This is a genomic window from Nocardia arthritidis (genome assembly GCF_011801145.1).
Classification (GTDB): domain Bacteria; phylum Actinomycetota; class Actinomycetes; order Mycobacteriales; family Mycobacteriaceae; genus Nocardia; species Nocardia arthritidis_A.
The window spans coordinates 7,641,292-7,667,349 of record NZ_CP046172.1 but is presented as its reverse complement, the minus strand read 5'-3'; the positions used below and the strand labels follow the sequence as shown (position 1 = coordinate 7,667,349).

The window sequence follows — 26,058 nt, the reverse complement described above, 5'->3', positions numbered from 1 at the left end:
CCTTACTACCGGGTAGGTGTGCAGTCCGACACCGGTATTGCCGCCAGCATCACGCCGCCTCGGCGACCGGCTAGCACACCCGTCGCGCGGATTCGGGTACCCGCTGCGGCCAGCCGATATCGCGCAATGCGGCGCGGGTCGCGTCACCCGCGCCGAGCGCGACGGCGAGGTCGAGGTCGTCGGCGGTATCGACATCCAGTCGCAGCCCCGGCCAATCACCGGCGAGATCGACCGCGCCCGCCTCGATATGTCTGCGCGCCGAATCCGGGCCGAAGCGCGGGTCGAGCGCGGCGAGCGGGTCGCGCACCAGCAGCGCGGCGGTTCCGGTTCCCGCGTGGTCGACCACCAGCGAACGCAGCCCCGGCGGCGCGGCGGCGAGCATCTCGGCCAGGTCCTCCGGGCGCAGCGCGGGCAGATCGGCCTGCAGCGCGAGCAGTTCGGCGGGGCCGTTGCGCCGCCGGACCGCGGCCGCGGCGTCGGCCAGCGCCGAATTCAGCGCGTCGGCGACGGCGGGCGGCTCCGGATGGACCTCGGCGCCCAACCCGCGCGCCAGCTCGGCGACCGCGGCGTCGGGAGTCACCACCGTGACCGAAACCAGTTGCGGCACCGCCACCGCCGCCGCCACCGTATCGGCGAGCATGGCGAGCACCAGCCGCGCCCGATCCGGCGGGCGCAGCCGGTCGGCAAGGCGGGTCTTCGCGTGTTCGAGGCTCTTGACCGCGATCACGGCGTGCACGGCGTGCGGGCGCATGCGACCAATCCTTCCATGGCATATTGGGCTGATGACGAGGGCGGCGGTTATGGGCGCGGGATCGTGGGGCACCGCGTTCGCAAAGGTGTTGGCGGACGCGGGAACCGAGGTCACGATCTGGGCGCGCAGGCCGGAGGTCGCCGAGGCGCTGTCCTCCGAACATCGCAATCGCTTCTACCTCCCGGATATTCCGCTGCCCCCCATGGCCGCCACCCACGACCCCGCGATCGCGCTGGACGGCGCCGACATCGTGGTGCTCGCGGTGCCCTCGCAGTCGCTGCGGGTGAACCTCGCGGAATGGAAGGGGCTGATCGATCCGGACGCCACGCTACTGAGCCTGGCCAAGGGCATCGAGAACGGCAGCCTGCTGCGGATGAGCGAGGTGATCGGCGAGGTCACCGGCGCGAGCGCGGACCGGATCGCGGTGCTGTCCGGGCCGAATCTGGCCTTGGAGATCGCGCAGTGCCAGCCCGCGGCAACCGTGATCGCATGCACCGATACCGATCGCGCGGTCGCCGTCCAACATGCCTGTGCCACGGGCTATTTCCGGCCGTATACGAATACCGACGTGATCGGCTGCGAGGTCGGCGGCGCCGCGAAGAACGTCATCGCGCTGGCCTGTGGCATCGCCTCCGGGATGGGTTTGGGCGACAACACCAGGGCCAGCATCATCACCCGCGGGCTCGCCGAGATCATCCGGCTCGGTGTCGCGCTCGGCGCCGAACCCGCGACGCTGGCGGGGTTGGCCGGCGTCGGCGATCTGGTGGCTACCTGTGCTTCCCCACTCTCGCGTAACAACTCGTTCGGGCGGGTGCTCGGCCGGGGCGGATCGATGGAGGCCGCGCAGGAGGCGACTCATGGTCAGGTGGCCGAGGGCGTGAAGTCGTGCACATCGGTGCGCGCGCTCGCCATCAAACACCGGGTGGAGATGCCGCTCACCAACGCCGTGCATCAGGTGTGCCATGAGGGCCTGCCGGTGCCGGAGGCGGTTGGCAATTTGCTCGGCAGGCGGATCAAGCCGGAGTAGGACGGCTTCGTCGGCAGCGGCCACTGGGCGGGGCCCGTCACATCCGCCGCTACGGGTACGGTTCGGGGCATGACGAACCGGATCAGGGTGGCTGTGGTGTTCGGCGGGCGCAGTAACGAGCACGCCGTGTCGTGTGTTTCGGCGGGCAGCGTCCTACGGCACCTGGATCCGGCGAAGTACGAGGTGGTGCCGATCGGCATCACGACGGAGGGCGGTTGGGTGCTCGGTAGCGCCGATCCGAGGGAGCTCGAGCTCGGCCACGATCAGCTGCCGTCGGTCGACGGCGCGGGCACCGCGCTCACCCTGGCCGCGGGCCGCTCCGGCGCGCTGGTCGCGCTCGACGAACCCGGCGCCGCGCTGGGCGCGGTCGACGTGGTGTTCCCGATCCTGCACGGACCGTTCGGCGAGGACGGCACGCTGCAGGGCATGCTGGAGCTCGCAGGCATCCCGTACGTCGGGCCGGGCGTACTGGCCAGCGCCGCGGGCATGGACAAGGAGTTCACCAAGAAACTCCTTGCCGCGGAAGGACTTCCGATCGGCACCCAGGTGGTGCTGCGCCGCGGTGAGACCACGCTGAGCGAGGCCGACCGGGCGCGGCTCGGGCTGCCGGTGTTCGTGAAGCCCGCGCGCGGCGGCTCATCGATCGGCATCACCAAGGTGACCTCATGGGATCGGCTGGACGCCGCCGTCGCGACGGCGCGCGAACACGATCCGAAGGTGATCGTGGAGGCGGGCATCATCGGGCGCGAAGTCGAGTGCGGCGTACTGGAATTCCCGGACGGCCGGGTCGCGGCCAGCGTCGTCGCCGAGATCAGGATGCCGGAGCAGGACACGACGGCCGAGGCGCCGCAGTTCTACGACTTCGACACCAAATACCTCGACGACGTCTGCGAATTCGACGTTCCGGCCAAACTGGACGACGAAATGTCCGACCGGGTACGGGAACTCGCAGTACGCGCATTCGAAGCGCTTGGCTGCCAAGGGCTCGCGCGCGTCGACTTCTTCGTCACCGACGCCGGTCCGGTCATCAACGAGATCAACACCATGCCCGGCTTCACCTCGATCTCGATGTACCCGCGGATGTGGGAGGCCACCGGAATCGACTATCCGACGCTGCTTTCGACGCTGATCGAAACCGCGCTGGCCAGGGGTACCGGGCTGCGCTGACATTTAGGCCCTGTGTCGAAGTCCGGCCGGACCTCGACACAGGGCCTAGTTGGGCAGCGGGCCCGGATCGATGTCCCGCTTGGGCAGCTGCGCGGCGATGGTGTCCGAAACCTCTTGCATCGGTGTGGGACCCGTGCCGTCGGGCAAGGTCAGCGCGATATAGGTGGGGCCGCGGTCGACGACGAACCAGGTGCTCGCCTTGGCGGTCTGGTCGCGCACCTCGAACCACTGCACGCCGTTGACGAACTGCGTCGCGGACGCGCGGTTGAATTCCAGCGGGCGTTCCAGGCCGCAGCGCAGCACGATCGGATCGCCGCCGTCCTTGCGCTGCCAGGCGCGGGTGGCCGGCGGCGACGGCTCCACCAGGGTGGACTTGGTGAAGTCGCCGAGGTCGGCGGGCAGCGCGGGAAGCAGTGCGGCACAGGCGGGTCCGTCGGCCGTGGGCGCGGCGACCGGGCCGAGCGCCAGCGGTTCGCGTTCGGTGGGTGTGCGGCGGGCCAGAATCGCGGCGACCAGGACGGCGACGACGAGAATGACCGGCAGGGCGACCGCGGTCGCGATGAGCGCGGGCGGGTAGGCGCGGGTCGGCGCGGCGTCCGGTTCGGTCGCGCTGGTTTCGCGTTCCGGCTCGGCCGCATCGGTGGTCGAGGGATCCGCGCTCGGCGCGGTCGCGGAGTCGGCGGGCGAGTTACCGGCGGACGTTCGGGCCGTGATCTCCGCATCGGTCGTCGAATCGCGGTCCGGCTCCGCCATCGTCACCGACTCCTTCCTCGTCGGGCTGGATCAGGCGGCGGCCGGACCAGCCCGGTAACAGTTGATTGCCTCGGCAAGGGTACCGTCGGGTCGTTTTGAACCAGCCGCGCGGTACGACGGGCCCGGCGCGGATCCGACACAGCGCCCGGAGGGACCGGTCATCAGCGACAGTACGCAGCCCGCCACGGTCGGCGAACTAGGTGAGTTCGCGCTGATCGAGCGCATGAACAGCAACCGGGTGCAGGCGGCGGCCGTGCAGCTCGGCCCGGGTGACGACGCCGCGGTGGTCGCCGCGCCGGACGGCCGGTTCGTGGTGTCCACCGACATGCTCGTGCAGGACCGGCATTTCCGGTTGGACTGGTCGAGTCCGGTGGAGATCGGGCGCAAGGCGATCGCGCAGAACGCGGCCGATATCGTCGCCATGGGCGCGGCGCCGACGGCGTTCGTCGTCGCGCTCGGCTGCCCGGCCGATACGCCGGTCGCCTTCGTCGACGGTCTCACCGACGGCATGTGGGACGAGGCGGCGCGGGCCGGCGGTTCGATCGCGGGCGGGGATCTGGTGCGCAACGGGCAGCTGGTCATCTCGGTCACCGCGTTCGGCGATCTGCGCGGGCGCGCGGCGATCACGAGATCCGGTGCGCGGGTGGGGGATACGGTCGCGATCGCCGGGCGACTCGGCCGGTCGGCGGCGGGACTCGCCGTGCTGTCAAGTGGCATGGACGGTCGCGATGAGTTTGCGGGTGTGCTTGCAGACCACCGTGCGCCGCGGCCGCGCTACGCCGCCGTACTCGATCGCTTTGTCGAGTCCGCAACGGCCGCAACGGAAGTGACACCCCACGCACTGACCGACGTCTCGGACGGCCTGCTCGCCGACCTCGGCCACATCGCCGACGCGTCGGGCGTCGCGATCGATCTGGACTATGCGGCGCTGCGTGATCCGGCCCTGGAGTCGATCGCGGCCGCATTGCGCTCGGCCGCCGTGCCGGATCCGGCCGGGTTGTCGTCGGCTGGCCCGAATGCCGATGCGGCACAATGGATTCTGACCGGCGGCGAGGATCACGCCTTTGCCGGGGCCTTCCCGGCCGACCGGCCACTGCCGCCCGGCTGGGTGGCGATCGGCCTGGTTCACGCCGGTCACGGTGTCACCGTGGACGGCGTCGCGCGGCCGGGCGGTGGCGGTTGGGAATCGTTCGGCGGGGCAGACGCGGCATCCGTCGGTGACCCGCGCTAAGTTGTGCGGTCATGGGTGCGAAACCACTGTCGGAAATCATCGATCCCGGTTGGGCGAAGGCATTGGAACCGGTGGCGGACCAGATCACCGCCATGGGCGAGTTCCTGCGCGCCGAGAATGCCGCGGGCCGCGGCTATCTACCGGCGGGCGAGAATGTGCTGCGCGCCTTCCAGCGCCCGTTCGACGCGGTGCGCGTGCTGATCGTCGGCCAGGATCCGTATCCGACGCCAGGGCACCCGATGGGCCTGAGTTTCTCTGTGGCGCCGGATGTTTCGCCGGTGCCGCGCAGCCTGGCCAATATTTTCGCCGAGTACAGCAAGGATCTCGGCCACCCGACACCGTCCAACGGCGATCTGAGCCCGTGGTCGGATCAGGGTGTGCTGCTGTTGAACAGGGTGCTCACGGTGCAGCCGGGACAGCCCGCCTCGCATCGCGGCAAGGGCTGGGAACCGGTGACCGAGCAGGCGATTCGCGCGCTGGTCGGGCGGGACGAACCGCTCGTCGCCATTCTGTGGGGCCGCGACGCGTCAACGCTGAAGCCGACGCTGGCCGCGGCCGAGGTGCCGTATATCGAATCCGCCCATCCCTCACCGCTGTCCGCGTCGCGCGGCTTCTTCGGTTCGCGTCCGTTCTCTCGCGTCAACGAATTGCTTGACGAACTGGGTGCCGAACCGGTGGACTGGCGGCTGCCCTGAAGCTCGCCGAGGGTAGTCGAAAATTGAAACCGAGTTAGGAGCTTGTTCCCATGCACGACAAGACCGTTCGCGGCGCACTGCGCGGCGCCACCGCAACCATCGCCGTCTGCGCCGCACTGACCGGTGGCGCCGCGGCGGCGAGTGCGGCCCCGCTGCCGCTCGAGCCCGCGACGGATGCGACGACCACCACCGTCGACGGCAACGCCAAGCCGGTCACCGACCTGCTGACCACCTCGGGGTCGTCCAGCCTTTCCTCCTCGATCAACGCCAAGGTCACCTGCCTGCTGCAGCGCACCCTCAGCGCACAGGGCAAGTGGGACTGCAACTAGTTACAGTTTTCGCCGGGCTCGCCGCCGCCCGGCAACGACACTGTGCGATCCTCGGATCGTGAGTGATGCGAATCTTCTCGAACCGACCCCGCTCCGATTGCGCGGTTCGGGCGGACTGGAGCTGGCCGCCGACCAGTACGGACCCGTCGACGGCCAGCTCGTCGTCTTTCTGCACGGCGGCGGTCAGACCCGTCACTCGTGGAAGCAGACCGGCGTGAAGCTGGCCGCCGCCGGTATGCGGGTGGTCACCGTCGACGCTCGCGGCCACGGCGACAGCCAGTGGGCGCCGGATCGCGACTACACCCGCGGCACCATGGTTCGAGATCTGCTGCTGGTGCTGGAACAGCTCGGCGCGCCCGCGGTGGTGGTCGGCGCGAGCATGGGCGGCATCACCGGACTGCTCGCCACCGCGGCTCCCGATGCCGACCGGATCGCCGCACTGGTTCTCGTCGATATCGTCACCAGACCGGAGACCGGCGGCGTCGCGCGCGTCATCGACTTCATGAGCAGGCACCGGGACGGCTTCGACACGCTGGATCAGGCCGCCGACGCGGTCGCCGAATATCTGCCACACCGCCCCGCCCGAAGAACACCGACGGGCTGCTGCGCAATCTGCGTCTGCGGGAAGGCCGTTGGTACTGGCACTGGGATCCGGACATGCTGCGCGACCGGGTGGAGGATCCCAGCCTGATGGTGGAACAGATGGAGGCGGCGGCCCGCGCGCTCACCATTCCGGTGCTGCTGGTGCGCGGGATGCGCTCGGATGTGGTGAGCGCCGAGGGTGCGGCCGCCTTCCAGGAATTGGTGCCGCACGCGCAGCTCGCCGAAATCGGCGGCGCCGCGCATACGGCGGCCGGCGACGACAACGATTCGTTCACCGAGGCCGTCGCGAAATTCGTGCTGCGGATCCGCTGAACGGCCTAGCGTCGCGCGGTGATTCGAGGTCGGGCGACAGGTGGGCCAAGCGTCGCGCGGTGATTCGAGGTCGGGCGACGGGTGGGCCAAGCGTCGCTCGGTGATTCGATCAGGGGCGGTTGTCGGATGACGGGTGGGCGTAGTCGGGCTTGCGCTTTTCGACGAAGGCGTCGACTCCCTCGCGACCGGTGGCCGAATTCGCCGCGACCGCAATGGCGTCGCGTTCGCGATCCAGTTGATCGGTGAGATTCGACGAAGCGGATTGGGCGAGCAGGGATTTGATGCTCGCGTGGGTGGATCGCGGTCCGGTGCACAGTGATCGGGCCACCCGCAGCGCCTCGTCGCGCACCGCGGCGTCGTCGACGAGGCGGCCGATGATGCCGAGGCGGACGGCCTCGTCGGCGTCGAGAACCGCGTCGGTGAGCAGGATTTCGCGGGCGCGGGCCGCGCCGACGACGCGCGGCAGCGTCCAGGACATGCCGCCGTCGGGGCTCAGCCCGATACCCGGATAGGCCGGGCGCAGTTTGGTGCCGGGACCGCCGATGGCGATATCGGCGAGCAGCACCAGGCTCATGCCCGCACCCGCCGCCCAGCCGTGCACACCCACGACCACCGGTACCGGTGTCGCGGCCAGCGCGCGGACGAATTCGTGCAGATCCGTTGCGAGACCGTGGATATGCGCGCCGCGGTCGGCGGCCGCGGCGAAGCCGCGCACATTGCCGCCCGCGCAGAAATTCGCGCCGGATCCGGTCAGCAGCACCGCGCCGACCTCGGGGCCGAGTTCGCGCAGCGCGGCGGTGCCCGCGTTGATTCCGGTGAAATCCATCGAGGTGCCGTTGGCCGCGGTGGCGATGGTGATGGTGAGCACGCCGTCGACGACGGTGACGTACTCGGTCTCGGTGGCGGTCATGTCCAGCACCCTATCGCGGGTTGGATTGTGCATCCCACCCGCGAACCATGCGCACCTCGGTGATGGGTGCGAAGGCCTCGATCCGGCGCGCGCCGTCCAGGACGAAGCCGTGTCTGCGGTAGAACGCGTGTGCGCGCGGGTTCTCCTCGAACACCCACAGGTGGCACGGGATTTCCGGGTCGATCGCGGTGCGGATGAGCTCGTCGGCGATGCCGGTGCCGTGCCACGCGGTCCGCACGTAGATCGCATGCAGTTCGACGGCGGTCGCCGGATCCGGGTCGCGCGCCGGACCGGCGCTGGCGAAGCCGATCACCTTGTCGTCGACGAGGCCGAGGTGGGTGGCGCTCGGATAGCGGAGCCGACGGCGTTCCCACTGGTCGGCGCGGTGGTCGACATCGAAGGCGGCCAGGATGTGATCGGGAACCAATCCCCGATATGCCTCACGCCAGCATTCGATATGGCATTCGGCCAGGCCGCGGGTGTGTTCGGCGGCGAGCGGCGCGATCAGCCACGGTCGGGTCACGGGATCCATGATGGTCGGCACGACAACGCCCCGGCACCTTGCGGTACCGGGGCGCTATTTCGTCGAACTGGGCCTAATCAGCCGCGGACGACCTTGCCCGCCTTGAGGCAGGAGGTGCACACGTTCATGCGACGGGTGTTACCCGGCGCGACCTGCGCACGAACGGTCTGGATGTTCGGGTTCCAACGACGGTTGGTGCGCCGGTGCGAGTGCGAGACCGACTTCCCGAAGCCGGGGCCCTTGGCGCAGACGTCGCAGACGGCAGCCATAGTCGCGAACTCCTTCATGTCATGTGGGGACCGCCGCATTCGCGGTGCAGCATGTCCGGGAACAATGTCGTGATGTGCCTGCCGACTGACGCCGACCAGCGTGAACCATGGGGTGGCCACGCGAGGCAACCCTGCAAGAGTAGCCGGAAGGCCTTCGATCCGCCAAACCGGGGTATCCGGTCACGAGGGCGAGACACGCGGTTCGACCGGTGGAATCCTACTGTCGGTGTTGATCGCTAACCTGACGGGCGTTGGCGGATGGGAAAAGGGGTGACGGGTGCCCGAGGTGCGGGACGTGATGGACGGCACGGCGTTGCTGCGCTGGGGCCGGGCCTGTCTCACCGGCCTTGCCGAGCGTCGCGCGGAGATCAACGCGCTCAATGTCTTCCCCGTCGCGGATGCCGATACCGGAACCAATCTGCTCGCCACGATGCGCGCCGCGGTGGATGCCGCGGCCGCGGTGGACGCATCCGATACCCATGCGGTCGCGGCGGCGCTGGCGCGCGGTGCGATATCGGGTGCGCGCGGCAATTCCGGGATCCTGCTGTCGCAGGTGCTGCGCGGTATGGCCGATGCGGTGCGCGATGGCCCGTTCACCGGTGACGCGCTGCGCATCGCGCTGGCCAGGGCGGCGGAGCTGGTGCGCGCGGCGTTGAGCGTGCCGATCGAGGGCACCATTCTCACGGTGCTCGACTGCGCCGCCGCCTGCGCGGCGAGCTGCCCGGATGCGGCGCTGGCCGAGGTCGCGGTGGCGGCGGCCGACGGCGCGGCGAAGGCGCTCGGCGATACGCCGTCACAGTTGGGCGTGCTGCGCGCGGCCGGTGTGGTGGACGCGGGCGCGCGCGGGCTGGTGGTGCTGCTGGACTGCCTGGTCGAGGTGGTGCTCGGCGAGGTGCCGGTGCGGCCGGAGTACGCGCCGTCCGGCAATCCGGACCCCATCGATGATGAGTTCCCTTCCAGCGCACCGCATTTCGAGGTTATGTATCTGGTCAGTGCATCCGGCGAGCCGCAGGCGGCCGCGCTGCGCGATCGCCTGGCGGAGCTGGGCGATTCGGTGGTGGTGGTCGGCGACGGCTCCGGGACCTGGTCGGCGCACGTCCACTGCGCCGATGCCGGTGCGGCCGTCGAGGCCGGACTGGCGGCGGGGGCGGTGCACCGGATCCGGATCGAGAGTTTCGCGATCACCGCGCCGGTCGGGCATTCGATCGGTTCGGCGCGGGGCGAGCACGACCGCGCGGTGCTCGCCGTCGCCGATGGCGCGGGCGCCGTCGAATTGTTCGAGACCGCGGGTGCGGTCGTCCTCGGCGCGGATGGTCCGGTGACGACGGATTCGCTGCTCGCGGCGATCCGCCGCCTGCCGAATCGCGAAGTGCTGGTGCTGCCGAACGGTGCACTGCCCGCGCACGAACTGGTCGCGGTCGGTGTCGCGGCCCGCGACGCGCACCGTGACGTGCTGTTGCTGCCGAGCGCGTCGATGGTGCAGGGGCTGGCCGCGCTCGCGGTGCACGATCGCGGCCGGATCGCGGTGGACGACGCCTTCGCGATGTCGGAGGCGGCCGCGAGCACCAGGTGGGGTGCGCTGCGCACGGCGACCGAACGCGCGCTCACCATGGTCGGCACCTGCGCGGCGGGTGACGGCCTCGGTCTGGTCGGGCCCGACGTGGTGGTGATAGACCGGGAGGTGCGGGCGGCGGGGCAGACCCTGCTGGACCGGATGCTCGGTCTCGGTGGCGAATTGGTGACCTTGCTGATGGGTGCGGATGCCCCCGCGGACCTGGCCGATGAACTGACCGCGCATATCGGACGCGGCTTCCCCGGTGTCGAGGTCATCGTGTATTCCGGTGGGCAGCACGGTGATCTGGTGCAGATCGGGGTGGAGTAGGACGGTGCGATAGCTATGGCGACACTGAGCGATCGGCTCGATCATCTGCTCGGCGCGAAGGCGGCCGAACCGCTGGCCGACGCGTTCGACATGCATACGGTCGAGGATCTGTTGCGGCACTATCCATTGCGTTACGCGACGCAGGGTCAGCCGCTCACCGAAGAACTGCCCGAGGAGGGCAAGCACATCACCGTGGTGGGCCGGGTGACGAAAACCGAACTGCGGCCGATGAAGAACCGGCGCGGCAAGATGCTCAAGGTGGTGTTCGACACCGGCTCCACCAGCCCGATCGATATCACCTTCTTCAATGGCGACAAGGTGAGTTACCTTGTCCGCGAAGGGGTTCGGGCGATGATGTCGGGCACCGTGCACTGGTGGCGGCCGGACCGGTGGAATCTGTCGCATCCGGATTACCTGATCCTGCCCGAGAAGGGTGAGGGTTCGGTCGAGAATCTCACCACCGTGCGCGGCAGCGGCGCATTGCGGGGGCTCGCGCAGAGCGCCAAAGGTGCGGAGGGGGTCGATGTTTCGTTCTTCGAACGGGAGTACATCCCGGTATACCCGGCGACCGCGAAGGTGCAGAGCTGGACGCTGCTGGCCTGCGTGCGGCAGGTGCTGGATCAACTCGACCCGATAGACGATCCGCTCCCGGCGGACCTGCGCGCGGAGCGCGGGCTGCTGCCGATATCCGACGCGCTGCGGCTGGTTCACCTGCCTGAGCACAAGTCGGATATCGAACAGGCAAGGGAGCGTTTGCGTTTCGACGAGGCGCTGGCCCTGCAACTGGTGCTGGCCGAGCGGCGGCACGAGACGGAGGGCCGGGCCGCGCGGCCGTGCCCGCCCCGCGCCGACGGTATCGCGGCGGAATTCGACAAACGCCTGCCGTTCGAACTCACCGCGGGGCAGCGGCAGGTGATCGAGGAGATCTCCGGAGATCTCGCGCGCAGCCACCCGATGCATCGGCTGCTGCAGGGTGAGGTGGGTTCCGGTAAGACCATCGTCGCGCTGCACGCCATGCTGCAGGTGGTGGACAGCGGCCAGCAGTGCGCGCTGCTTGCGCCGACCGAAGTACTTGCCGCCCAACACTATCGGTCGTTGCGCGGGATGCTCGGCGACCTCGGTACCGCCGGTGAACTCGGTGCGGCGGAGCGGTCCACCAAGGTGGTGCTGGTGACCGGGTCCATGTCGGCGGGCGCGAAGAAGGCGGCGCTGCTGGACGCGGTGAGCGGCGAGGCGGGCATCGTCATCGGCACGCACGCGCTCATCCAGGACGCGGTGGAATTCTTCGATCTGGGCATGGTAGTGGTGGACGAGCAGCACCGCTTCGGCGTCGAACAGCGGGACGCGTTGCGCGCCAAGGCGAAACCGGGTACCACACCGCATCTGCTCGTGATGACCGCCACCCCGATTCCGCGCACCATCGCGATGACGACCCTGGGTGATCTGGAGACCTCGACCCTCACCGAATTGCCAAGGGGCCGTTCACCGATCACCTCGCGGGTGGTGCCGCGCAAACTGCACCCGAACTGGGTGGACCGAGCGTGGGAGCGGATACTCGAGGAGGTCGAGGCCGGGCGGCAGGCCTATGTGGTGTGCTCGCGCATCGGTGATGACGAGGAGAATCCGAAGGGCCGCAACGGAAAAGCGAAGAAATCCGAGCAGGAGAAGGAGGGGCCGAGCACCCAGGCCGTTGTCGAGGTGTTCGATATGCTGCGGCACGGCCCGCTGGCGAACGTGCGGGTCGGGTTGTTGCACGGCAGGCTGCCCGCCGATGAAAAAGACCAGGTGATGCGGGCTTTCAACGATGGGACCATCGATGTGCTGGTGTGCACGACGGTGGTCGAGGTCGGCGTCGACGTGCCGAACGCGACGGTGATGGTGATCCTCGACGCCGACCGGTTCGGCGTCAGCCAGCTGCACCAGCTGCGCGGCCGCATCGGCCGGGGTAAGCATGCCGGGCTGTGCCTGCTGGTCACCGATGCCGCACCGGGCGGTTCGGCCATGGCGCGGCTGGAGGCGGTGGCCGCGACCACCGACGGATTCGAGCTCGCGGTGCTCGATCTGCGGCAGCGGCGCGAGGGCGATGTGCTCGGCGCCGCGCAGTCCGGCACCGCCCGGTCGCTGCGGCTGCTGTCCCTGCTGGACGATCTCGAAGTCATCACCGCCGCACAGGAATTGGCGCGCAAGGTGGTCGAGCAGGATCCGGGGCTGAAGCGGCATCCCGGATTGGCGAGCATGATGCACGCGGCCGTCGACGGCGAGCGCCTGGAGTATCTGGCGAAGTCGTGAACCCAGCGTGACAAGGCGAGATTCAGATCACATATCGCCGCGGGATGTCACATTCGCGCGCTCGCCGGCCTCTAGGTTCTGACATCGAAGGAGGGCCGATGACCGAGATCGACGGGGCGACCGAGGTATTCGCCGAACACCGGGAGCTGTTGTTCGCCATCGTCTACAACGTGCTCGGTAGCGTCGCCGACACCGAGGACGTGCTGCAGGACACCTGGCTGGCCTGGGCGACGCGCAACGGGTCGTCGGCCGAACACATCGAGCATCCGCGCGCGTATCTGGTGCGCATCGCGGTGAACCGGGCGCTGGACCGGCGCGCCCTCGTCAACCGCCGTCGCGAAACCTATGTCGGCCCTTGGCTTCCCGAGCCGCTGGTGGCGGAGCCCGGCGATGCCGCGGACGCGACGCTTCGCTCCGAATCGGTGTCGATGGCGATGCTCGTCGTGCTGGAGACCCTGACGCCGCTGGAGCGCGCGGTGTTCGTGCTGCACGATGTGTTCGGCTATCCGCACGGCGATATCGCCGAGATGCTCGGCCGGTCGGAGGCGGCCGTGCGGCAGGTCGCCCATCGCGCCCGCGAACACGTGCACGCCCGCCGCCCGCGCCGCACCGCCGATCCCAAGACGCAACAGCTGGTGACGGAGAAATTCCTCGCCGCCCAGCTCACCGGCGATCTGTCCGCGCTGCTGGAACTGCTCGCACCGGATGTGACGCTATGGTCCGACGGTGGCGGCAAGCGCCGTGCCGCGCTGCGCCCGATCATCGGGAAGGACAAGGTGGTCCGGTTGATCACCAATCCGGGCCTCATCGAATTCGTCGAAAATATTTCGGTGCGGTACCGGTTGGCCAATGGTGAGCCGTCGGCGGTGATCTATTCCGGCGGTGCGGCTTTCGCGGTGGTGGTGCTCGATCTCGATCCGGACACCGGGCAGATCGTCGGCATATATGCGGTGGCCAACCCCGACAAGCTCACCAGCTGTTAGCGACCGATCCGCGGATACGGCAGGTCGGTGCTGGTGTTCTCGCTGACCGCGAGCGGCGCGCCGATCTGCGGGAAGGCCCGCTGCGGACAGGCGGGTCGCTCGCACACCTTGCAGCCCGCGCCGATCGGCACCGTTGCCGCCGGATTGTCCAGCTGCAGGCCGGTGGAATACACCATCCGCTCGGCGTATTCGATGTCGCAGCCCAGGCCGATCGCGAAATTCTTTGTCGCCGTGCCGAATCCGTGCGGCGCGGCGTGCGCGGTGCGGGCGATCCACAGATAGCGACGCCCGTCCGGCATCTCCGCGATCTGGGTGAGGATGCGGCCCGGATGCGCGAACGCCTCGTGCACCACCCACAGCGGGCAGCTGCCGCCCACCCTGGAGAAGTGGAATGCGGTGGCGGACTGGCGTTTCGAGATATTGCCCGCGCGGTCGGTGCGGACGAAGAAGAACGGGATGCCGCGCTGCCCCTGTCGTTGCAGGGTGCTCAACCGGTGGCAGATGGTTTCGAAGCCGACCTCGAAACGCAGTCCGAGCAGGTCGATGTCGTAGCGCAATTCCTCGGCCGAGCGCAGGAATTTACCGTATGGCAGCACCAGCGCACCGGCGAAGTAGTTGGCCAGTCCGATGCGCGCCAGCGTTCTGGATTCGCCGGTGAGTGAACGGGATTCGTCTAGGACGGCGTCGATTTCCTTGCCGTACAACAGCGATCCGATGGTGGTGGCGATCTGGAAGGCGCGCTGGCCGGGCCGCAGCCTGCGGGCCAGGGTGAGGGTGCGGTTGTCCGGTTCGTAATGGCGCTTCGGGATATTCGGGTCGGCGCCGTCGCCGCGCACCAGCACGGTGACGCCGGCGCGCTCCTCGGCCACCCTGGCGAGCTGGCGATCCAGCGAGCCGATGGTCAGCCCGCACTCCTCGAACAGCTGCTCGGCGGCCAGATCCAGCTGCGGGATGTGATTGTGGTGGTCGTAGAAGAAGTCACGCACGTCCTCGTACGGCATGGGCACCCCGGGGGCGCCGGTCGGCGCGGCGACCCTGGCGGAGAGCAGGTCGAGCTGGTCGGTGGCCGCGCGTAGCCTGCGATGCATCGCGACGACCATCCTGGCCACCTCGGGTAGTCGGGTGGCCAGCTCCTCCACCTCGGTCATCGGCGCGGTATCGCCGCCCGCGGCGTCGACGAGCACCTCGTGCAGGTCCGAGACCAGGCGCGCGTTGGAGTCGGCGGCGAAGAACTGCACATCCAGGTCGAAGGTGGAGTTCAGCTTGAGCAGGACCGGGATCGTCAGCGGCCGCTGGTCGCGCTCCAGCTGGTTGAGGTAGCTGGGTGACAGGTCGAGGGTCTTCGCCAGCGCCGCCTGGGTCATCCGGCGTTCCTCGCGCAACCGCCGTAGGCGGGCGCCCGCGTACATCTTGCGCACGCCGAAGATGGTAGTCCCGATCCTTCGCAAACATTGCAACCGGGCCGATGCTGGTCACCGGAATGCGCGTTGCGAGGAGTTTTACCCGAGGTTGCTGCTGCGTAGCGTGCGAAGTGGACGGCTGGCGTCCGGGCGGATCGATACGGCTGCGGCCGGTGCGCGGCCGGGCGGCCGCGGCATGCGGATCCGCTGGCAACCAAGATTGCCGGGGTGGTTGCCGCTCGGCGTATGGGCGTGGTGTTGGCGGACTTATTCCTTGATTCGCAACGGTTTACGCTGTGCGCCTCGGCTCGGTGTGCGGAATTCGGTTGTGCGCGTTGAGATTCGGGTTGTCGGTGGCGGTCCGTTCGAACTCGATACCGAGACCGGCTATGGGGTGCGAGTCAGGGGTACCGCCGCATTCGCTCCGTCCGTGCGCAGGTCTGCGGACGAGCGCCCATCAGGCGCGGTGCGGGTCTCCGGTCGGCAGCGCGCGACGCATGCGTCGGTGCGATGACCATGCGCGACACGCGCAAACTCGAGCCAACCCGGTGGGTGTCGACAGATTGCTGGACGTCCGAGATTCGGAGCGCAGGGCGGCGTTGTCGCGCCCGGTGAAGTCAAGCGGGCAATACTGGACGGCTGTTCGTCACGAGCGCGGCCCGCCGAGCGGAAAACTACTGCGGATCCCAGATAACCGCCTGCGCGGCAATGACATTCGCGCCGTTGTAGGTGACGGCCGGTGAGCCGTGCAGTTTGTAACCCTGATCCAGCAGCGCGCTGATGCGCTCGCAGAAGGCCGCGTCGTCGACGCCGGTGATGAGCCGGTAGGGCAGGGGACGTTCGTCGGTCATGCGCCCAGCTTATGGTGTCGGCCGCATTCGATCACGCGACTTCCATGCCAAGCGATTGCTTGGTTGAATCGGTACACGTCGCCGAGCAGGAAGTGAGCCGCGCATGCCCACCCCCGACGAACTCGTCCGCGCCATGTGTGCAAGCTGGTCCGATCCGGATCCGGACAAGATCAGCGCCTATTTCGCGGAAAATGCCGTGTACCACAACATTCCGATGGAACCGATCACCGGCCGGGCCGCCATCCGCGAATTCATCGCCGGCTTCCTGGCCACCTTCGACTCGATCGATTTCGCCATCCACCACCAACTCGCCGACGGGAACCTGGTGATGAACGAGCGCACCGACACCCTCAACGGCAAGGACGGCCGCGCCACCCCGCTGCCGGTCGTCGGCGTGTTCGAGATCGCCGACGGTGAGATCACCGCCTGGCGCGACTATTTCGACATGGCCGCCATCACCCGAGCGTTCGGCTCCTGAACCCCGGATAACCCGCCCTCGACCGGCCCGTCGCAAATTCCGCCTGAATCCATGGAACCGATCCGCACGCCCGTGCGTCGAATCTGATCAGGGGATTGAAGGTGCTCTTCGACCGATCGGGAGGGGAGTTCTAATGGGGCGTGGGTGTCATCCGGCATTGCGTCAGGGATTGTCCAAGATACGGCCGCGACCGGCAGCGCATACCGAGCCGTGCGTGAAATATCCGGCGCGGCCGAGGCGTAGACCGCGACCGGAGAACGAGCCGGACTGAGGGATTCCGTTCACCGGTGGGTACGCGCCTCGAAGTGGCAGTGCCGCAACGCAAATCGAGGCGCGTACCCGATGGGTCGGTCAGTTCGGCCTACCGTGCAGGAAATAGACCACCTCCCAGAGGTGTCCGTCCGGATCGCCGAAGTAGCCCGCGTATATCCCCCAAGGACGTTCCAGCGGTGCGCGGACTATCGTGCCGCCCGCTTTCCGCACGTTTTCCAGGACGCGGTCCACATCGTCTCGGCTGTCGACGAAATAGCCGAGGCTCGACCCGGAGCCCGCTACCCGCTCGGGTGGCACACCCGCATCCTTCGCGAGGTCGTCGCGCGAGTAGATCGAAAAGATCTGCCCCGACGGCAATTTGAACATCGCGGTCGCGCCGCTCGGATTGTTCTGGTCGCCAATGTATTCGGTGCCGATGATCCCGGGCGAGGACAATCCGAGCGCTTCCCGGTAGAAGCGCAGCGAGCGGTCCAGATCCCGCACGGCGAGCGTGATCGCGCCGATATCGACCTTCATATCGTTACTCCTCTGAACGGGCGGTTGAGTATTTGCCGATGCGGAGCCGCTCTGTGTGCCGGAGCAGGCCGTCAAGGCGATCGAGGCCGCCACGACGGCCGCCGTAACCAGGGTTCGTAGCCGGAAAATGGGTGCCTCCTCGGTTGAACGATGTTGTTCGCGGCCAGTCAACCGAAGGACAGGGGAAGAGGTCTTGAAGGAATCGGACAGCGGTGGGTAAGGGCGCTTGACGGGATCGCTTGCCTTTGCACCGTATGGTGATAGCTTTTCTCTATATTCGACTTGACCCGAGCTGGTCGTGCGTTCGAGGGAGATGTTGTGTTGAGGGCCGGAAAATTGGCCGTCGCAACGGTTTGCGGAGGAATTCTGGGTGGCGTCGCGGCCCTGTCGGGGGTGGGCGTGGCGGATGCCGCCGACGGAGCGGGGCCGACGGTTGTCGATGGCACAGCGTATTTCGCGATCGGTGGATGGAACTGTTCGATTGCGGCGAATGCGGCGGTGGGGTGTGACCTCGCGATCCCGGCGTCGGCGATGAATGTGCTGTACGCCGGAATGCAGGTATCGCTGCCGAATGTGCCGGCCATCGTCATCGATTCGACGATGTCGCCGGCACATCCGCAGTGGAACTCCAACGGCAGCCACACATTGCCCGGTGGAAATCCGGCGCTGCTGCGCGCGGCGCCCGGCAATTACCACGATCCGCAGTATTCGGTGTCATATGCCGGGGCGAATTGCGAAATCACCTATCAGGGTGTGGCGGTGTGTACTTCGATGGGGCACGGATTCAGCCAACGGGGATCGGTGGCGCAGGGCTACTGATCCCCTCGGGCCGATCGGTTCACCGGTACCAGACGCCGGAATCCCAATCGCCGTAATCCCATACGTTGAAATCGTAACGGGTGTGCGCGCCGCCGAAGAGATAACCCTGCCAGCCTGCGGAGGTGTCACAGATCTGGTCGTCGTGGTTGCACACGGTCAGCACCGGGAAGCCGCCGAACCAGTCGTCGACACCGGCCAGCGGATATCCGACGATCCCGCTTCCCGGGGTGGACGAAAGGCCGCCCCAGCCGGGTCCCGGCGCCCGCTTGGGATCGGAAAGGAGTATGGCGTTGGCATTGTCCACGTCCTGATGGGCGGTGACCCAGGCGTGCACGATGCCGGCGCCCTCGCTGTGCCCGATCAGCCGGATATGGTCGCCGGGGCATTCGTTGCGATGCAGCCAGAACAGGCGGTCGAGTTCATTCAATCCCGACATCGGATCGAGCGAGTTGTAGCCGACGGGTTGATCCACGTATGGGGCGACCACCGATGAGGTGTTGTCGCCGAGACCGCCGATACCGATGGCCCAATCGCCGATGCAGTCATCGGCGACGGCCTTCGGCGTTGTTCCGTAGGAGAGGGAGAGGAGGATGGCCAACAATACTGCGGCGAAGAGCGCCGTTGCTCTACGCATGGTCGTAACTTTCTTCATTTTTCGATGCCTCCGGGTCCGGCCCGGCTTGTGCGGGATGTACCCAGAAATTGCTGGCGTTCTTGATTTCTGGCGAAACAGTTATATCGGCGGACTATACGGTGGCCATAACGCAATGTGCGCGGCCATGATTCGCGGAAAATGACGCCTGGTAGCGCCGATTTCGGCGAATGGTCAAGTGCCGCTATTCCTTTCGTTGATCATCGAACCGTGATGCAAGGTCGGCGGCATTCCGGGCGGGCAGCGATCGCGGAGCGATCGCGAGCAAACAGGTGCCCCGAAATTCCGCCAACCGGCGAACTGGGATGATGTAGTGGTCTCCGATCTCGCGATTCGCGCATCGACAGGAGGACAACCATGTTCCGCACCCTGATCGTTCTCGCCGCGACGACCGGCTGCCTCGGGATCGTCCCGGCGACCGTCGCGGCCCAGCCGCCCGCATCGATATCCGTTGCGCCCGAGCTGGTTTACAACATCACCACGCTGACCGTCAGCGGGTCGGCCACCTGCGGCGGCGGGGGCACCGCCGGGGTCGACGTGGTGGACGGTTCGCTGGAGCAGATGTTCCGCGGCGGCATCGGCGGCCCGATCGCCATCCGGCTCGACGGCCCGGTCATGGTCGACTGCGACGGCGTGCCGCACGACTGGTCGGGCCATCTGATCGCGCCCGGCCGCGCGCTGCCCAACGAATCCGGCGGCATGTTGACGGCCAACCTCGGGCAGGGGACCACCGTCATCGCGAGCACGGGCTCGCAACCGGTCCACATCGTGGGCTGAACCCGAACCGCGCAGCCGGACCCTGCACCAGAATGTGACCCATGCCGAAGCCTTGCCTACTGCTGCAGCTGCGGCCGGAGCGGTCGGCCGCCGACGACGAGTACCAGGCCATCCGGCGCGGTGCGGACCTGCCCGCGGATCGGTTCGTGCGGATCCAGATGGATCGCGGGCTGCCCGATATCGATCTCGACGAGTTCGCCGCGGTCATCGTCGGCGGCGGGCCGAGCAATGTCAGCAGCCCCGATGACGAAAAGTACGAGTATCAGCGGGCATTCGAGCCGACGCTGAAGAAGCTGATCGCCGAGATCGTCGCGCGCGACTTCCCGTATCTCGGTGCCTGCTACGGCTTGGGCATCCTGGCGGATGTGCTCGGCGGCGAGGTCGGTCGGCAGCGGTACGGCGAGGGAGTGGGCGCCCCGACGATCGAGCTGACCGAAAGCGCCGCCACCGATCCACTGCTGCGCGGCCTGCCGACGCGGTTCCGGGCGTTCGTCGGGCACAAGGAGGCCTGCCAGGACGTCCCGCCCGGTGCGGTGCTGCTGGCCGGATCGGCCGCGTGCCCGGTGCAGATGATCCGGGCCGGGCAGCACGTGTACGCGACCCAGTTCCATCCGGAACTGGATGGCGACGGACTCGCCATCCGCATCGAAACCTACCGGCACGCAGGCTATTTCGATCCGGCCGAGGCCGAATACCTGATCGCGCTCGGCCATCGGGAATCGGTGACGGTGCCGCGGCGGATCCTGTACCGGTTCGCCACCCGGTACTGCGCGGAGCGGGCGGGCGATCCCGTTATCTGTGAGTAGATACGGTGTTGCGCCGAGCGGCGGACGGCAACAGCGATGCCGCCGCGAACGCGCCCGGCCCGATGACCGCGATGAGGAAGAACGACCAGCAGAACAGCGCCGCGAGCTCGCCGCCGTTCTGGATCGGCAGTAGACCGTGCTTCAGGTGGACGAACAAATAGGCATAGGCCATCGCGCCGGAGCACAGCAGCGCGGCGACCCTGGTGCCGATTCCCGCCGCGACGAGCGCACCGGCGACGAGTTCGATCACCCCGGCCCACCACTGCGGCCAGCTGCCGAAGGTGGCGGTATGGCCGCCGTACGGCGCGACGGGCTTGCCGAACAGTTCGGAAAGCCCGTGGAGGGCGAACGAAATTCCGATCAGAATGCGAAACAGCCCGAGAACCAGCGCACCGGCACTGCCCGGCGCGGGTCCGGCACTCCTATCGGTAGCTAACAGGTGCATGACGGTCTCGAATCTTGTGGACGGACGGATGCCGGAGGGTCATCCGTACCTGTGACCACGATCGGGTCCGGTGAATCGTTCGATCAGCAGGCTTAAGCGGCCGCCTTTCTGACGAGCTCGCCGATCCGCGCCTCGTCGTCGGCGGTGAGCCGGGTCAGTGCGAAGGCGGTGGGCCACATGGTGCCCTCGTCCAGCTGGGCGACGTCGTTGAAGCCGAGCGTCGCGTACCGCGCCTTGAACTTGCCCGCGCTCTGAAAGAAGCACAGGACCTTGCCGTCCTTGGCGTAGGCGGGCATGCCGTACCAGAGCTTCGGGGCGAGGCCGGGCGCGTTGGCCGTGACGATGGCGTGTATCCGTTCGGCCAGTGCGCGATCGGGCGCGGCCATCGTGGCGATCTTCGCCAGCACGTCCTGCTCGCCATCCGCCTTGGTGGCGCGTGCGCCGCGGCGGGCCGCCGTCTTCAGCTCCTCGGCGTGCTCCTTCATCGCGGCGACCTCGTCGGCCGAGAATCCGGTGTTGGTCTTGGTTTTCGTGGTCATGATTCGTTCTCCTGCTCGGAAGTTCAGCGGTCTTGGATCAGGCCGAGGACATTGCCGTCGGTATCGGTCACGGTGGCGACCAGGCGGCCGCCGCCGACCTCGTGCGCGTCCTCCCGGACCGTTGCGCCCGCGGCGGTCAGCTCGGCGAGCTTCGCCGCGATATCGGCGACGTGCCAGTAGGACACCGGGGAGGTCATCTGCTGCGGCCCGCCGTTCGGCACCAGCCCGATGTGCTGGCCCTCGGCGTCGAAGCCGACGTAGTAGGCCGAGTCGGTCTGCGGCGATATGCCGAGCAGCGTCGTGTACAGGGCCTTGGCGGTCGCGAGGTCGGAGACCGGATGCAGCACGGTCTTGATGCCCTGGGTGGTCATGATCCCTCCTGAATTCGTTGGTGCCCAAAGCATCGCCGCCGCAGTGGTCCGCCCACATCCGTGCCGACCACGGAATCGGCCACGGATTGCCGCACGGATCACCGGTGGCGGGTACCGTGACCTGCGCGTCGTCGCGCGCAGAACCGACCGGGGAGTATCGGACCGGCCGGATACGGGAGAGTGGCGTTATGGCAGTGACAGTGGAGATCTCGGCTCGGGAGGCCGAGGTGCTCTCGCTGGTGGGGGAACATCTCAGCAACGCCGAAATCGGTGCACGACTGTTCATTTCGGTGCGAACGGTGGAGAGTCACGTCTCCTCGCTGCTGCGCAAACTGGAGGTTCCGGATCGGCGGGCGCTCGCCCAGCGCGCGTCAACGCTCGCGCCTGCCGACAGAGCGCATCCGGTGCTGCCGACACCGCTCACCTCGTTCATCGGCCGCGACCGCGAGCGGGGCGAACTCGCCGAGCTGCTTTCGAAACATCGGCAGGTGACCGCCGTCGGCCCCGGCGGGGTCGGGAAGACCCGGCTCGCGCTGGCGGTCGCCGCCGAGGTGGCCGGCGGGTATCCGGACGGGGTGTGGTTCGTGGACCTGGTCCCGACCACGAACCCGGATATCTGCGTCGTCGCCGGTACGGCCGCGCTCGCACTCGGCCTCGGCGAACAACCCGGCCGGGGTATGGACGAATCGGTGCTCACCGCGCTGGCCGACCGGCACGCCCTGCTGGTGCTGGACAACTGCGAGCATGTGCGGGACGGTGTCGCGCCCTTCATCGAACGACTGCTCGCGGCCTGCCCGAAGGTGACGGTGCTCGCGACCAGCCGGGCCCGGCTGCTGGTGCCGTTCGAACGGGTCTACCAGGTGCCGCCGATGTCGCTGGACGGTGCGGGCGCCTCGGACGCGGTCGCGCTGTTCATGGATCGGGCCGCGGCCAGCGGCTGGCCGCCGAATCACGCACTGCGCGACCAGGTCGCGGCGTTCTGCGCGCGGCTCGACGGCGTCGCGCTCGCCATCGAGCTGGCCGCCGCGCGCTGGACGACGCTCGGGCTGGATGGCCTGACCGCCGGACTGTCCGACCAACTCCGGATGCTCGCGGGCGGCGCGCGCGCCGAGGACCGGCACCGGTCGGTGCGGGCCGCGCTCGACTGGAGTCACGCCCTGCTCGACCCGGCCGACCGGGTGCTGCTGCGCCGGGTGTCGGTATTCATGAAGTCGTTCACCGTCGCGGCCGCCGCGCAGGTCGCCGATTCCGAAAAGGGCGTTGTCGCAGACGGATTGGCGCGGCTGGTGGAGCAGAGCCTGCTGCTGGTCTCGGCCGCGCCGAGCGGGACCGAATACCGGGCGCTGGAAACCATCCGCCAGTACGGGATGGAGCGACTCGCCGAGGCCGACGAATTGGATATCACCCGGTCCCGTCACCTGCGTTGGTGCCTGACCGAGGCCGCCGAGCTGGCGGTGGTGCGCGCCGAATGGCGGCCCCGATTCGACGCGGCGGCCGATGATTTCCGCGCCGCGATGGCATGGGCGTCCGACCGGCCGGAACAGCGCGCGGACGCATACCGTTTCGCCGAGTATCTGGCGGGAATGCTGTTCACCCGCAATCTGATCGGTGAATCCCAGTGGCGCTTCGAGCAGGCGGCCATGCTCGCCGACGACCCGGCCGACGCCGCATCGATGCTGCGGCAGGCCGCCGCGGCGGCCGCATGCCAACTGCGCGGCGACGATATGGACCGGCTCTACCGCGCGGCCGCCGCGGCCGCCCGCCGGGCCGGTGATGCCGCGGGCGCCGCCACCGACCTGGCGACCGCCGCCGCCAACTCCTACCGGTTCTCCAGCAAATTCGCCAGGTCGCTGCCGCAGGCGGAGGCGGCCGCGCTCATTTCCGACGCGCGCGAATCGGCGGGTGACAACCTGGCGGCCCAGGCCGCGGTGGCGCTGGCCGAAGCCGGGCGCGCGCTCACCGACGCGTTCGCCGCCGCACCCGACAGCGCCGCGGCGCGGACCATCGAATACGCCCAGCGCGCAGTGGAACTCGCGCGCCGCACCGGCGATCCGCTCGCCGAATCCGCCGCGCTCGACACCCTGGCAGGCGCACAGAGCTGGGCGGGCGACGCGTTCGCCGCCGCCGCGACGGCCCGGCGCCGGGTGAACCGGCTCGCGTCCGCGCCGGACACACCGCTCGGCACCCACGAGTTGATCGACGCGCTCGGCGAGGCCACCGAGGCGGCCCTCGGCGTCGGCGATCTGCCCGGCGCGCGGCGCTCGGCGCGGCAGCTCGCCGAACATCCGATGCTCGCCGAGGTCGGCCATCGTGCGACATGCTGGCTGCTGGTGGTCGACGCGCTGGCGGGCAATGTCGGCGAGGTGCTCGTCAACGGCGCCCGATTCCTCGAGTCGTGGCAGCGGGCGGGTAACCCGTCCGGGCCGGTCCTCGGCGCCGCGGTGGCCGGTGTCGCGATGATCAACGGCCTGCGCGGCGACGACGCGGCGCGCCGCGAATGGGATGCCGTGCTGAGCCGGCTCGACACCGCACCCGAGCACGCGTACGGATACCGCGCGGTGTTCGACGCAATGCTGTTGCTGCACAACGGACAATCGAGCGCAGCGCACGACCGGCTGGCGGCCGAGCCCGGCGAGGTGTGGCGCTCGATCACCTGGCTGTGGCTGCACTGGTATGTGGCGCTGCGCGCCGAAGCGGCCGTGCTCGCCGAAAGCGCGGCTGCCGGAACATATTCGGCGCAGGCAAGAGAACTGGTGGCCGGGAATCCCGTCGCCGAGGCGCTGGTGGAACGGGCCGAGGGTCTGCGCACGGGGGACCGGCAGCGGATGCTCGCAACGGTTGCCGCGTTCGACGCCGCCGGATGCCGCTACCAGTCGTTGCGAACCCGGATGCTCGCCGGTGGCGACCACGCCGAGGAGCTCGCGGCCCTCGGCCTCGCTCCGATGGCCTCGTGACGTTACATTTGCCCTCGTTACATTTGCGCTCGTTATATTTGCACAGCGCCGCAGCGTGTTTCGGCCCGATGCGCGCCGGGGAGGATCATGGGTTTGCGGCCGGGAACGGTATTCGCCGGGTTCGCCATCGAGCGACTGCTCGGTGTCGGCGGGATGGGGTCGGTATATCTGGCCACGCATCCGCGGCTGCGGCGCCGGGTCGCGCTGAAGGTGCTGGCCGACGCGTTCACCGGTGATCCGAAGACGCGCACCGCATTCGACCGCGAAGCGACCCTCGCCGCCGGACTCGATCACCCGAATATCGTTCCCGTATACGACCGTAGCGCCGCCGACGATCCCGCGCTGTGGTTGGCGATGCGCTATATCGACGGCGGTGATGTCGCCGGATTGCTGAGCGCGCATCCGGACGGGCTCGCGCCGGAGCGAGCCCTGCGGCTACTCGAAGATGCCGCGCACGCACTGGATTACGCGCATGCGCAGGGTGTGTTGCACCGGGATGTGAAACCGGCCAATCTGCTCGTCGAGCACGATCGGCGCGGCGGCGAGCGCGCGGTGCTCACCGATTTCGGGATCGCGCGCACCCTCGACGACACCGTCACGCTGTCCGGTATCGCCGCGACCTTCGCCTATGTCGCGCCGGAACGATTCACCGACGCGCCCGCCGATCATCGCGCCGACGTTTATTCCCTGGGCTGCACACTATTTCAGCTGCTGACCGGGCGGCAGCCGTTCCCGCGCAAGGAACAGGCGGCCGTGATCGCCGCGCATTTGAGCGCTCCACCGCCCGCGCCGAGCGAGTCACGTCCCGAACTCCCGGCCGAATTGGACGCCGTACTCGCCACCGCACTGGCGAAATCGCCGGAGGACCGATACGCCAGCTGCACCGCGTTCGCCGAGGCCGCGGCGAACGCGCTGCGACCCGCCGCGGTCACCGTGCGTGCGGAACCGCCACGGCCGGTTCTGGTTTCGGGTAATGCGGTGCCGGATCAGGCGGTGATCCCGACCGTCATCCGCGCCGTGGCGCCCGCGCCGCCGATACCGTTCAAGCAGCCGCGGTGGGTGGAGCCGGTGACCCGCGGCAAACCTCGGCGCATGCGATTCGTGGTGGCGTCGGGACTGTTGCTGGCCGGGGTCGGTGTCGCGGTGGGTGCGGCGTTCGTGATGCGCGACGACGGTGGATCATCCAACCCAGGGACAACGTCCAAGGTTGTGCCGCAACCGGTTACGACGACCACCACGTCGAGTGCGCCGACGACCTCACAGCCGCCGCCCGCGCCGCCGACCGAAGCCCCCAACCCGGCGGACATTCCGCCGATCACCACCGCCCCACCGCAACCGCCACCGCGGCGCAGCACCACCGTGCCGCAGCAGGCCCCCGCCCCGCAGCCCGGGCCGGTGGTTCCGCAGACGCGCTCGTACCAGTGGCCGGAGTGACCTTTCCGGAGTCCAGTGG

General features: G+C 68.6%; 26 protein-coding genes and 1 pseudogene. 15 read left to right on the top strand and 12 right to left on the bottom strand.

The features are described from left to right. Positions 1–70 precede the first annotated feature (70 nt). The gene (gene cofC, locus F5544_RS34525) at positions 71–751 is read right to left on the bottom strand and encodes a 2-phospho-L-lactate guanylyltransferase (RefSeq protein WP_167477048.1); all 681 of its coding nucleotides are present in this window, start codon (positions 749–751) and stop codon (positions 71–73) included. A 31-nt stretch (positions 752–782) separates the two neighbouring features. Between cofC and F5544_RS34520 the strand changes: the two genes are divergently transcribed. Beyond that, the gene (locus F5544_RS34520) at positions 783–1,778 is read left to right on the top strand and encodes an NAD(P)H-dependent glycerol-3-phosphate dehydrogenase (protein ID WP_167477047.1); all 996 of its coding nucleotides are present in this window, start codon (positions 783–785) and stop codon (positions 1,776–1,778) included. 69 nt (positions 1,779–1,847) lie between these two features. Beyond that, positions 1,848–2,945, top strand: a complete 1,098-nt coding sequence (locus tag F5544_RS34515) for a D-alanine--D-alanine ligase family protein (RefSeq protein WP_167477046.1) — start codon at positions 1,848–1,850, stop codon at positions 2,943–2,945. Positions 2,946–2,990: 45 nt separating this feature from the next. On the opposite strand, the gene F5544_RS34510 is transcribed toward F5544_RS34515, so the two are convergent. Beyond that, positions 2,991–3,698, bottom strand: coding sequence for a DUF3515 domain-containing protein (locus F5544_RS34510; protein WP_167477045.1), 708 nt, complete (start codon positions 3,696–3,698; stop codon positions 2,991–2,993). A gap of 160 nt (positions 3,699–3,858) precedes the next feature. Here F5544_RS34510 and F5544_RS34505 point away from each other — a divergent pair, with 160 nt between their 5' ends. The 4 genes and pseudogenes from F5544_RS34505 (at position 3,859) to F5544_RS34490 (ending at position 6,868) form a co-directional block, all read left to right on the top strand. After that, the gene (locus F5544_RS34505; RefSeq protein WP_167479672.1) at positions 3,859–4,929 is read left to right on the top strand and encodes a thiamine-phosphate kinase; all 1,071 of its coding nucleotides are present in this window, start codon (positions 3,859–3,861) and stop codon (positions 4,927–4,929) included. Between the two features lie 11 nt (positions 4,930–4,940). Beyond that, positions 4,941–5,624, top strand: coding sequence for a uracil-DNA glycosylase (locus F5544_RS34500; protein ID WP_167477044.1), 684 nt, complete (start codon positions 4,941–4,943; stop codon positions 5,622–5,624). Positions 5,625–5,674: 50 nt separating this feature from the next. After that, positions 5,675–5,953, top strand: coding sequence for a hypothetical protein (locus F5544_RS34495; protein WP_167477043.1), 279 nt, complete (start codon positions 5,675–5,677; stop codon positions 5,951–5,953). 58 nt (positions 5,954–6,011) lie between these two features. Beyond that, a pseudogene (locus F5544_RS34490) lies at positions 6,012–6,868 on the top strand (alpha/beta fold hydrolase). A gap of 109 nt (positions 6,869–6,977) precedes the next feature. On the opposite strand, the gene F5544_RS34485 reads toward F5544_RS34490, so the two are convergent. The 3 genes from F5544_RS34485 to rpmB form a co-directional block, all read right to left on the bottom strand. Then, positions 6,978–7,778, bottom strand: a complete 801-nt coding sequence (locus F5544_RS34485) for an enoyl-CoA hydratase/isomerase family protein (protein WP_167477042.1) — start codon at positions 7,776–7,778, stop codon at positions 6,978–6,980. A gap of 10 nt (positions 7,779–7,788) precedes the next feature. Then, positions 7,789–8,301: a GNAT family N-acetyltransferase gene (locus F5544_RS34480; RefSeq protein ID WP_238846795.1), complete on the bottom strand. Its 513-nt coding sequence runs from the start codon at positions 8,299–8,301 to the stop codon at positions 7,789–7,791. A gap of 77 nt (positions 8,302–8,378) precedes the next feature. Further along, positions 8,379–8,570: a 50S ribosomal protein L28 gene (rpmB, locus tag F5544_RS34475; RefSeq protein ID WP_011210730.1), complete on the bottom strand. Its 192-nt coding sequence runs from the start codon at positions 8,568–8,570 to the stop codon at positions 8,379–8,381. Positions 8,571–8,868: 298 nt separating this feature from the next. Here rpmB and F5544_RS34470 point away from each other — a divergent pair, with 298 nt between their 5' ends. The 3 genes from F5544_RS34470 (at position 8,869) to sigJ (ending at position 13,724) form a co-directional block, all read left to right on the top strand. Then, a complete protein-coding gene (locus F5544_RS34470; protein WP_167479670.1) occupies positions 8,869–10,452 on the top strand; it encodes a DAK2 domain-containing protein in 1,584 nt (527 codons plus the stop codon). 15 nt (positions 10,453–10,467) lie between these two features. Further along, positions 10,468–12,741, top strand: coding sequence for an ATP-dependent DNA helicase RecG (gene recG / locus F5544_RS34465; RefSeq protein ID WP_167477041.1), 2,274 nt, complete (start codon positions 10,468–10,470; stop codon positions 12,739–12,741). A gap of 98 nt (positions 12,742–12,839) precedes the next feature. Further along, positions 12,840–13,724 carry an RNA polymerase sigma factor SigJ gene (gene sigJ / locus F5544_RS34460; RefSeq protein WP_174867459.1) on the top strand — a complete coding sequence of 295 codons (885 nt, stop codon included), beginning with the start codon at positions 12,840–12,842 and terminating at the stop codon, positions 13,722–13,724. Here sigJ and F5544_RS34455 read toward each other — a convergent pair. Both F5544_RS34455 and F5544_RS34450 read right to left on the bottom strand, forming a co-directional pair. After that, the gene (locus tag F5544_RS34455; RefSeq protein ID WP_174867457.1) at positions 13,721–15,142 is read right to left on the bottom strand and encodes a short-chain fatty acyl-CoA regulator family protein; all 1,422 of its coding nucleotides are present in this window, start codon (positions 15,140–15,142) and stop codon (positions 13,721–13,723) included. The genes sigJ and F5544_RS34455 overlap by 4 nt on opposite strands. Before the next feature lie 656 nt (positions 15,143–15,798). Beyond that, entirely contained in the window at positions 15,799–15,975 is a 177-nt protein-coding gene (locus tag F5544_RS34450; protein ID WP_167477040.1) for a DUF1737 domain-containing protein, read from the bottom strand. Positions 15,976–16,078: 103 nt separating this feature from the next. Between F5544_RS34450 and F5544_RS34445 the strand changes: the two genes are divergently transcribed. Further along, positions 16,079–16,453, top strand: a complete 375-nt coding sequence (locus F5544_RS34445) for a nuclear transport factor 2 family protein (protein ID WP_167477039.1) — start codon at positions 16,079–16,081, stop codon at positions 16,451–16,453. A 351-nt stretch (positions 16,454–16,804) separates the two neighbouring features. Here the strand turns inward: F5544_RS34445 and F5544_RS34440 are convergent, their stop codons facing one another. Continuing rightward, entirely contained in the window at positions 16,805–17,242 is a 438-nt protein-coding gene (locus F5544_RS34440) for a VOC family protein (RefSeq protein WP_167477038.1), read from the bottom strand. A 318-nt stretch (positions 17,243–17,560) separates the two neighbouring features. Here F5544_RS34440 and F5544_RS34435 point away from each other — a divergent pair, with 318 nt between their 5' ends. After that, on the top strand, positions 17,561–18,061 hold the full coding sequence (locus F5544_RS34435) for a hypothetical protein (protein WP_167477037.1): 501 nt from the start codon (positions 17,561–17,563) through the stop codon (positions 18,059–18,061). Positions 18,062–18,080: 19 nt separating this feature from the next. Here the strand turns inward: F5544_RS34435 and F5544_RS34430 are convergent, their stop codons facing one another. Beyond that, a complete protein-coding gene (locus F5544_RS34430) occupies positions 18,081–18,695 on the bottom strand; it encodes a cutinase (protein WP_167477036.1) in 615 nt (204 codons plus the stop codon). Positions 18,696–19,070: 375 nt separating this feature from the next. Here F5544_RS34430 and F5544_RS34425 point away from each other — a divergent pair, with 375 nt between their 5' ends. Both F5544_RS34425 and F5544_RS34420 read left to right on the top strand, forming a co-directional pair. Then, positions 19,071–19,490: a hypothetical protein gene (locus tag F5544_RS34425; RefSeq protein WP_167477035.1), complete on the top strand. Its 420-nt coding sequence runs from the start codon at positions 19,071–19,073 to the stop codon at positions 19,488–19,490. Positions 19,491–19,531: 41 nt separating this feature from the next. Continuing rightward, entirely contained in the window at positions 19,532–20,296 is a 765-nt protein-coding gene (locus F5544_RS34420; protein ID WP_167477034.1) for a glutamine amidotransferase, read from the top strand. Here the strand turns inward: F5544_RS34420 and F5544_RS34415 are convergent. From F5544_RS34415 to F5544_RS34405, 3 genes are all read right to left on the bottom strand, one after another. Beyond that, complete coding sequence (locus F5544_RS34415) at positions 20,283–20,741, bottom strand: DoxX family protein (protein WP_167477033.1); 459 nt, start codon at positions 20,739–20,741, stop codon at positions 20,283–20,285. The genes F5544_RS34420 and F5544_RS34415 overlap by 14 nt on opposite strands. Positions 20,742–20,833: 92 nt before the next feature. Continuing rightward, positions 20,834–21,280 carry an iron chaperone gene (locus tag F5544_RS34410; RefSeq protein WP_167477032.1) on the bottom strand — a complete coding sequence of 149 codons (447 nt, stop codon included), beginning with the start codon at positions 21,278–21,280 and terminating at the stop codon, positions 20,834–20,836. Positions 21,281–21,303: 23 nt separating this feature from the next. Continuing rightward, positions 21,304–21,651, bottom strand: a complete 348-nt coding sequence (locus F5544_RS34405) for a VOC family protein (protein ID WP_167477031.1) — start codon at positions 21,649–21,651, stop codon at positions 21,304–21,306. A gap of 188 nt (positions 21,652–21,839) precedes the next feature. Between F5544_RS34405 and F5544_RS34400 the strand changes: the two genes are divergently transcribed. Both F5544_RS34400 and F5544_RS34395 read left to right on the top strand, forming a co-directional pair. After that, entirely contained in the window at positions 21,840–24,605 is a 2,766-nt protein-coding gene (locus F5544_RS34400) for an ATP-binding protein (protein WP_167477030.1), read from the top strand. An 87-nt stretch (positions 24,606–24,692) separates the two neighbouring features. After that, positions 24,693–26,039 (top strand): serine/threonine-protein kinase, encoded by a 1,347-nt coding sequence (locus F5544_RS34395; protein ID WP_167477029.1) that lies wholly within the window; start codon positions 24,693–24,695, stop codon positions 26,037–26,039. Positions 26,040–26,058 lie beyond the last annotated feature (19 nt).

Excerpts from the sequence above, each read along its gene's own strand:
- cofC (WP_167477048.1), bottom strand. The coding sequence starts at position 751 with ATGCGCCCGCACGCCGTGCACGCCGTGATCGCGGTCAAGAGCCTCGAA.
- F5544_RS34520 (WP_167477047.1), top strand. The coding sequence starts at position 783 with ATGACGAGGGCGGCGGTTATGGGCGCGGGATCGTGGGGCACCGCGTTC.
- F5544_RS34515 (WP_167477046.1), top strand. The coding sequence starts at position 1,848 with ATGACGAACCGGATCAGGGTGGCTGTGGTGTTCGGCGGGCGCAGTAAC.
- F5544_RS34510 (WP_167477045.1), bottom strand. The coding sequence starts at position 3,698 with ATGGCGGAGCCGGACCGCGATTCGACGACCGATGCGGAGATCACGGCC.
- F5544_RS34500 (WP_167477044.1), top strand. The coding sequence starts at position 4,941 with ATGGGTGCGAAACCACTGTCGGAAATCATCGATCCCGGTTGGGCGAAG.
- F5544_RS34495 (WP_167477043.1), top strand. The coding sequence starts at position 5,675 with ATGCACGACAAGACCGTTCGCGGCGCACTGCGCGGCGCCACCGCAACC.
- F5544_RS34485 (WP_167477042.1), bottom strand. The coding sequence starts at position 7,778 with ATGACCGCCACCGAGACCGAGTACGTCACCGTCGTCGACGGCGTGCTC.
- rpmB (WP_011210730.1), bottom strand. The coding sequence starts at position 8,570 with ATGGCTGCCGTCTGCGACGTCTGCGCCAAGGGCCCCGGCTTCGGGAAG.
- F5544_RS34470 (WP_167479670.1), top strand. The coding sequence starts at position 8,869 with ATGGACGGCACGGCGTTGCTGCGCTGGGGCCGGGCCTGTCTCACCGGC.
- recG (WP_167477041.1), top strand. The coding sequence starts at position 10,468 with ATGGCGACACTGAGCGATCGGCTCGATCATCTGCTCGGCGCGAAGGCG.
- sigJ (WP_174867459.1), top strand. The coding sequence starts at position 12,840 with ATGACCGAGATCGACGGGGCGACCGAGGTATTCGCCGAACACCGGGAG.
- F5544_RS34450 (WP_167477040.1), bottom strand. The coding sequence starts at position 15,975 with ATGACCGACGAACGTCCCCTGCCCTACCGGCTCATCACCGGCGTCGAC.
- F5544_RS34445 (WP_167477039.1), top strand. The coding sequence starts at position 16,079 with ATGCCCACCCCCGACGAACTCGTCCGCGCCATGTGTGCAAGCTGGTCC.
- F5544_RS34440 (WP_167477038.1), bottom strand. The coding sequence starts at position 17,242 with ATGAAGGTCGATATCGGCGCGATCACGCTCGCCGTGCGGGATCTGGAC.
- F5544_RS34430 (WP_167477036.1), bottom strand. The coding sequence starts at position 18,695 with ATGCGTAGAGCAACGGCGCTCTTCGCCGCAGTATTGTTGGCCATCCTC.
- F5544_RS34425 (WP_167477035.1), top strand. The coding sequence starts at position 19,071 with ATGTTCCGCACCCTGATCGTTCTCGCCGCGACGACCGGCTGCCTCGGG.
- F5544_RS34420 (WP_167477034.1), top strand. The coding sequence starts at position 19,532 with ATGCCGAAGCCTTGCCTACTGCTGCAGCTGCGGCCGGAGCGGTCGGCC.
- F5544_RS34415 (WP_167477033.1), bottom strand. The coding sequence starts at position 20,741 with ATGCACCTGTTAGCTACCGATAGGAGTGCCGGACCCGCGCCGGGCAGT.
- F5544_RS34410 (WP_167477032.1), bottom strand. The coding sequence starts at position 21,280 with ATGACCACGAAAACCAAGACCAACACCGGATTCTCGGCCGACGAGGTC.
- F5544_RS34405 (WP_167477031.1), bottom strand. The coding sequence starts at position 21,651 with ATGACCACCCAGGGCATCAAGACCGTGCTGCATCCGGTCTCCGACCTC.
- F5544_RS34400 (WP_167477030.1), top strand. The coding sequence starts at position 21,840 with ATGGCAGTGACAGTGGAGATCTCGGCTCGGGAGGCCGAGGTGCTCTCG.
- F5544_RS34395 (WP_167477029.1), top strand. The coding sequence starts at position 24,693 with ATGGGTTTGCGGCCGGGAACGGTATTCGCCGGGTTCGCCATCGAGCGA.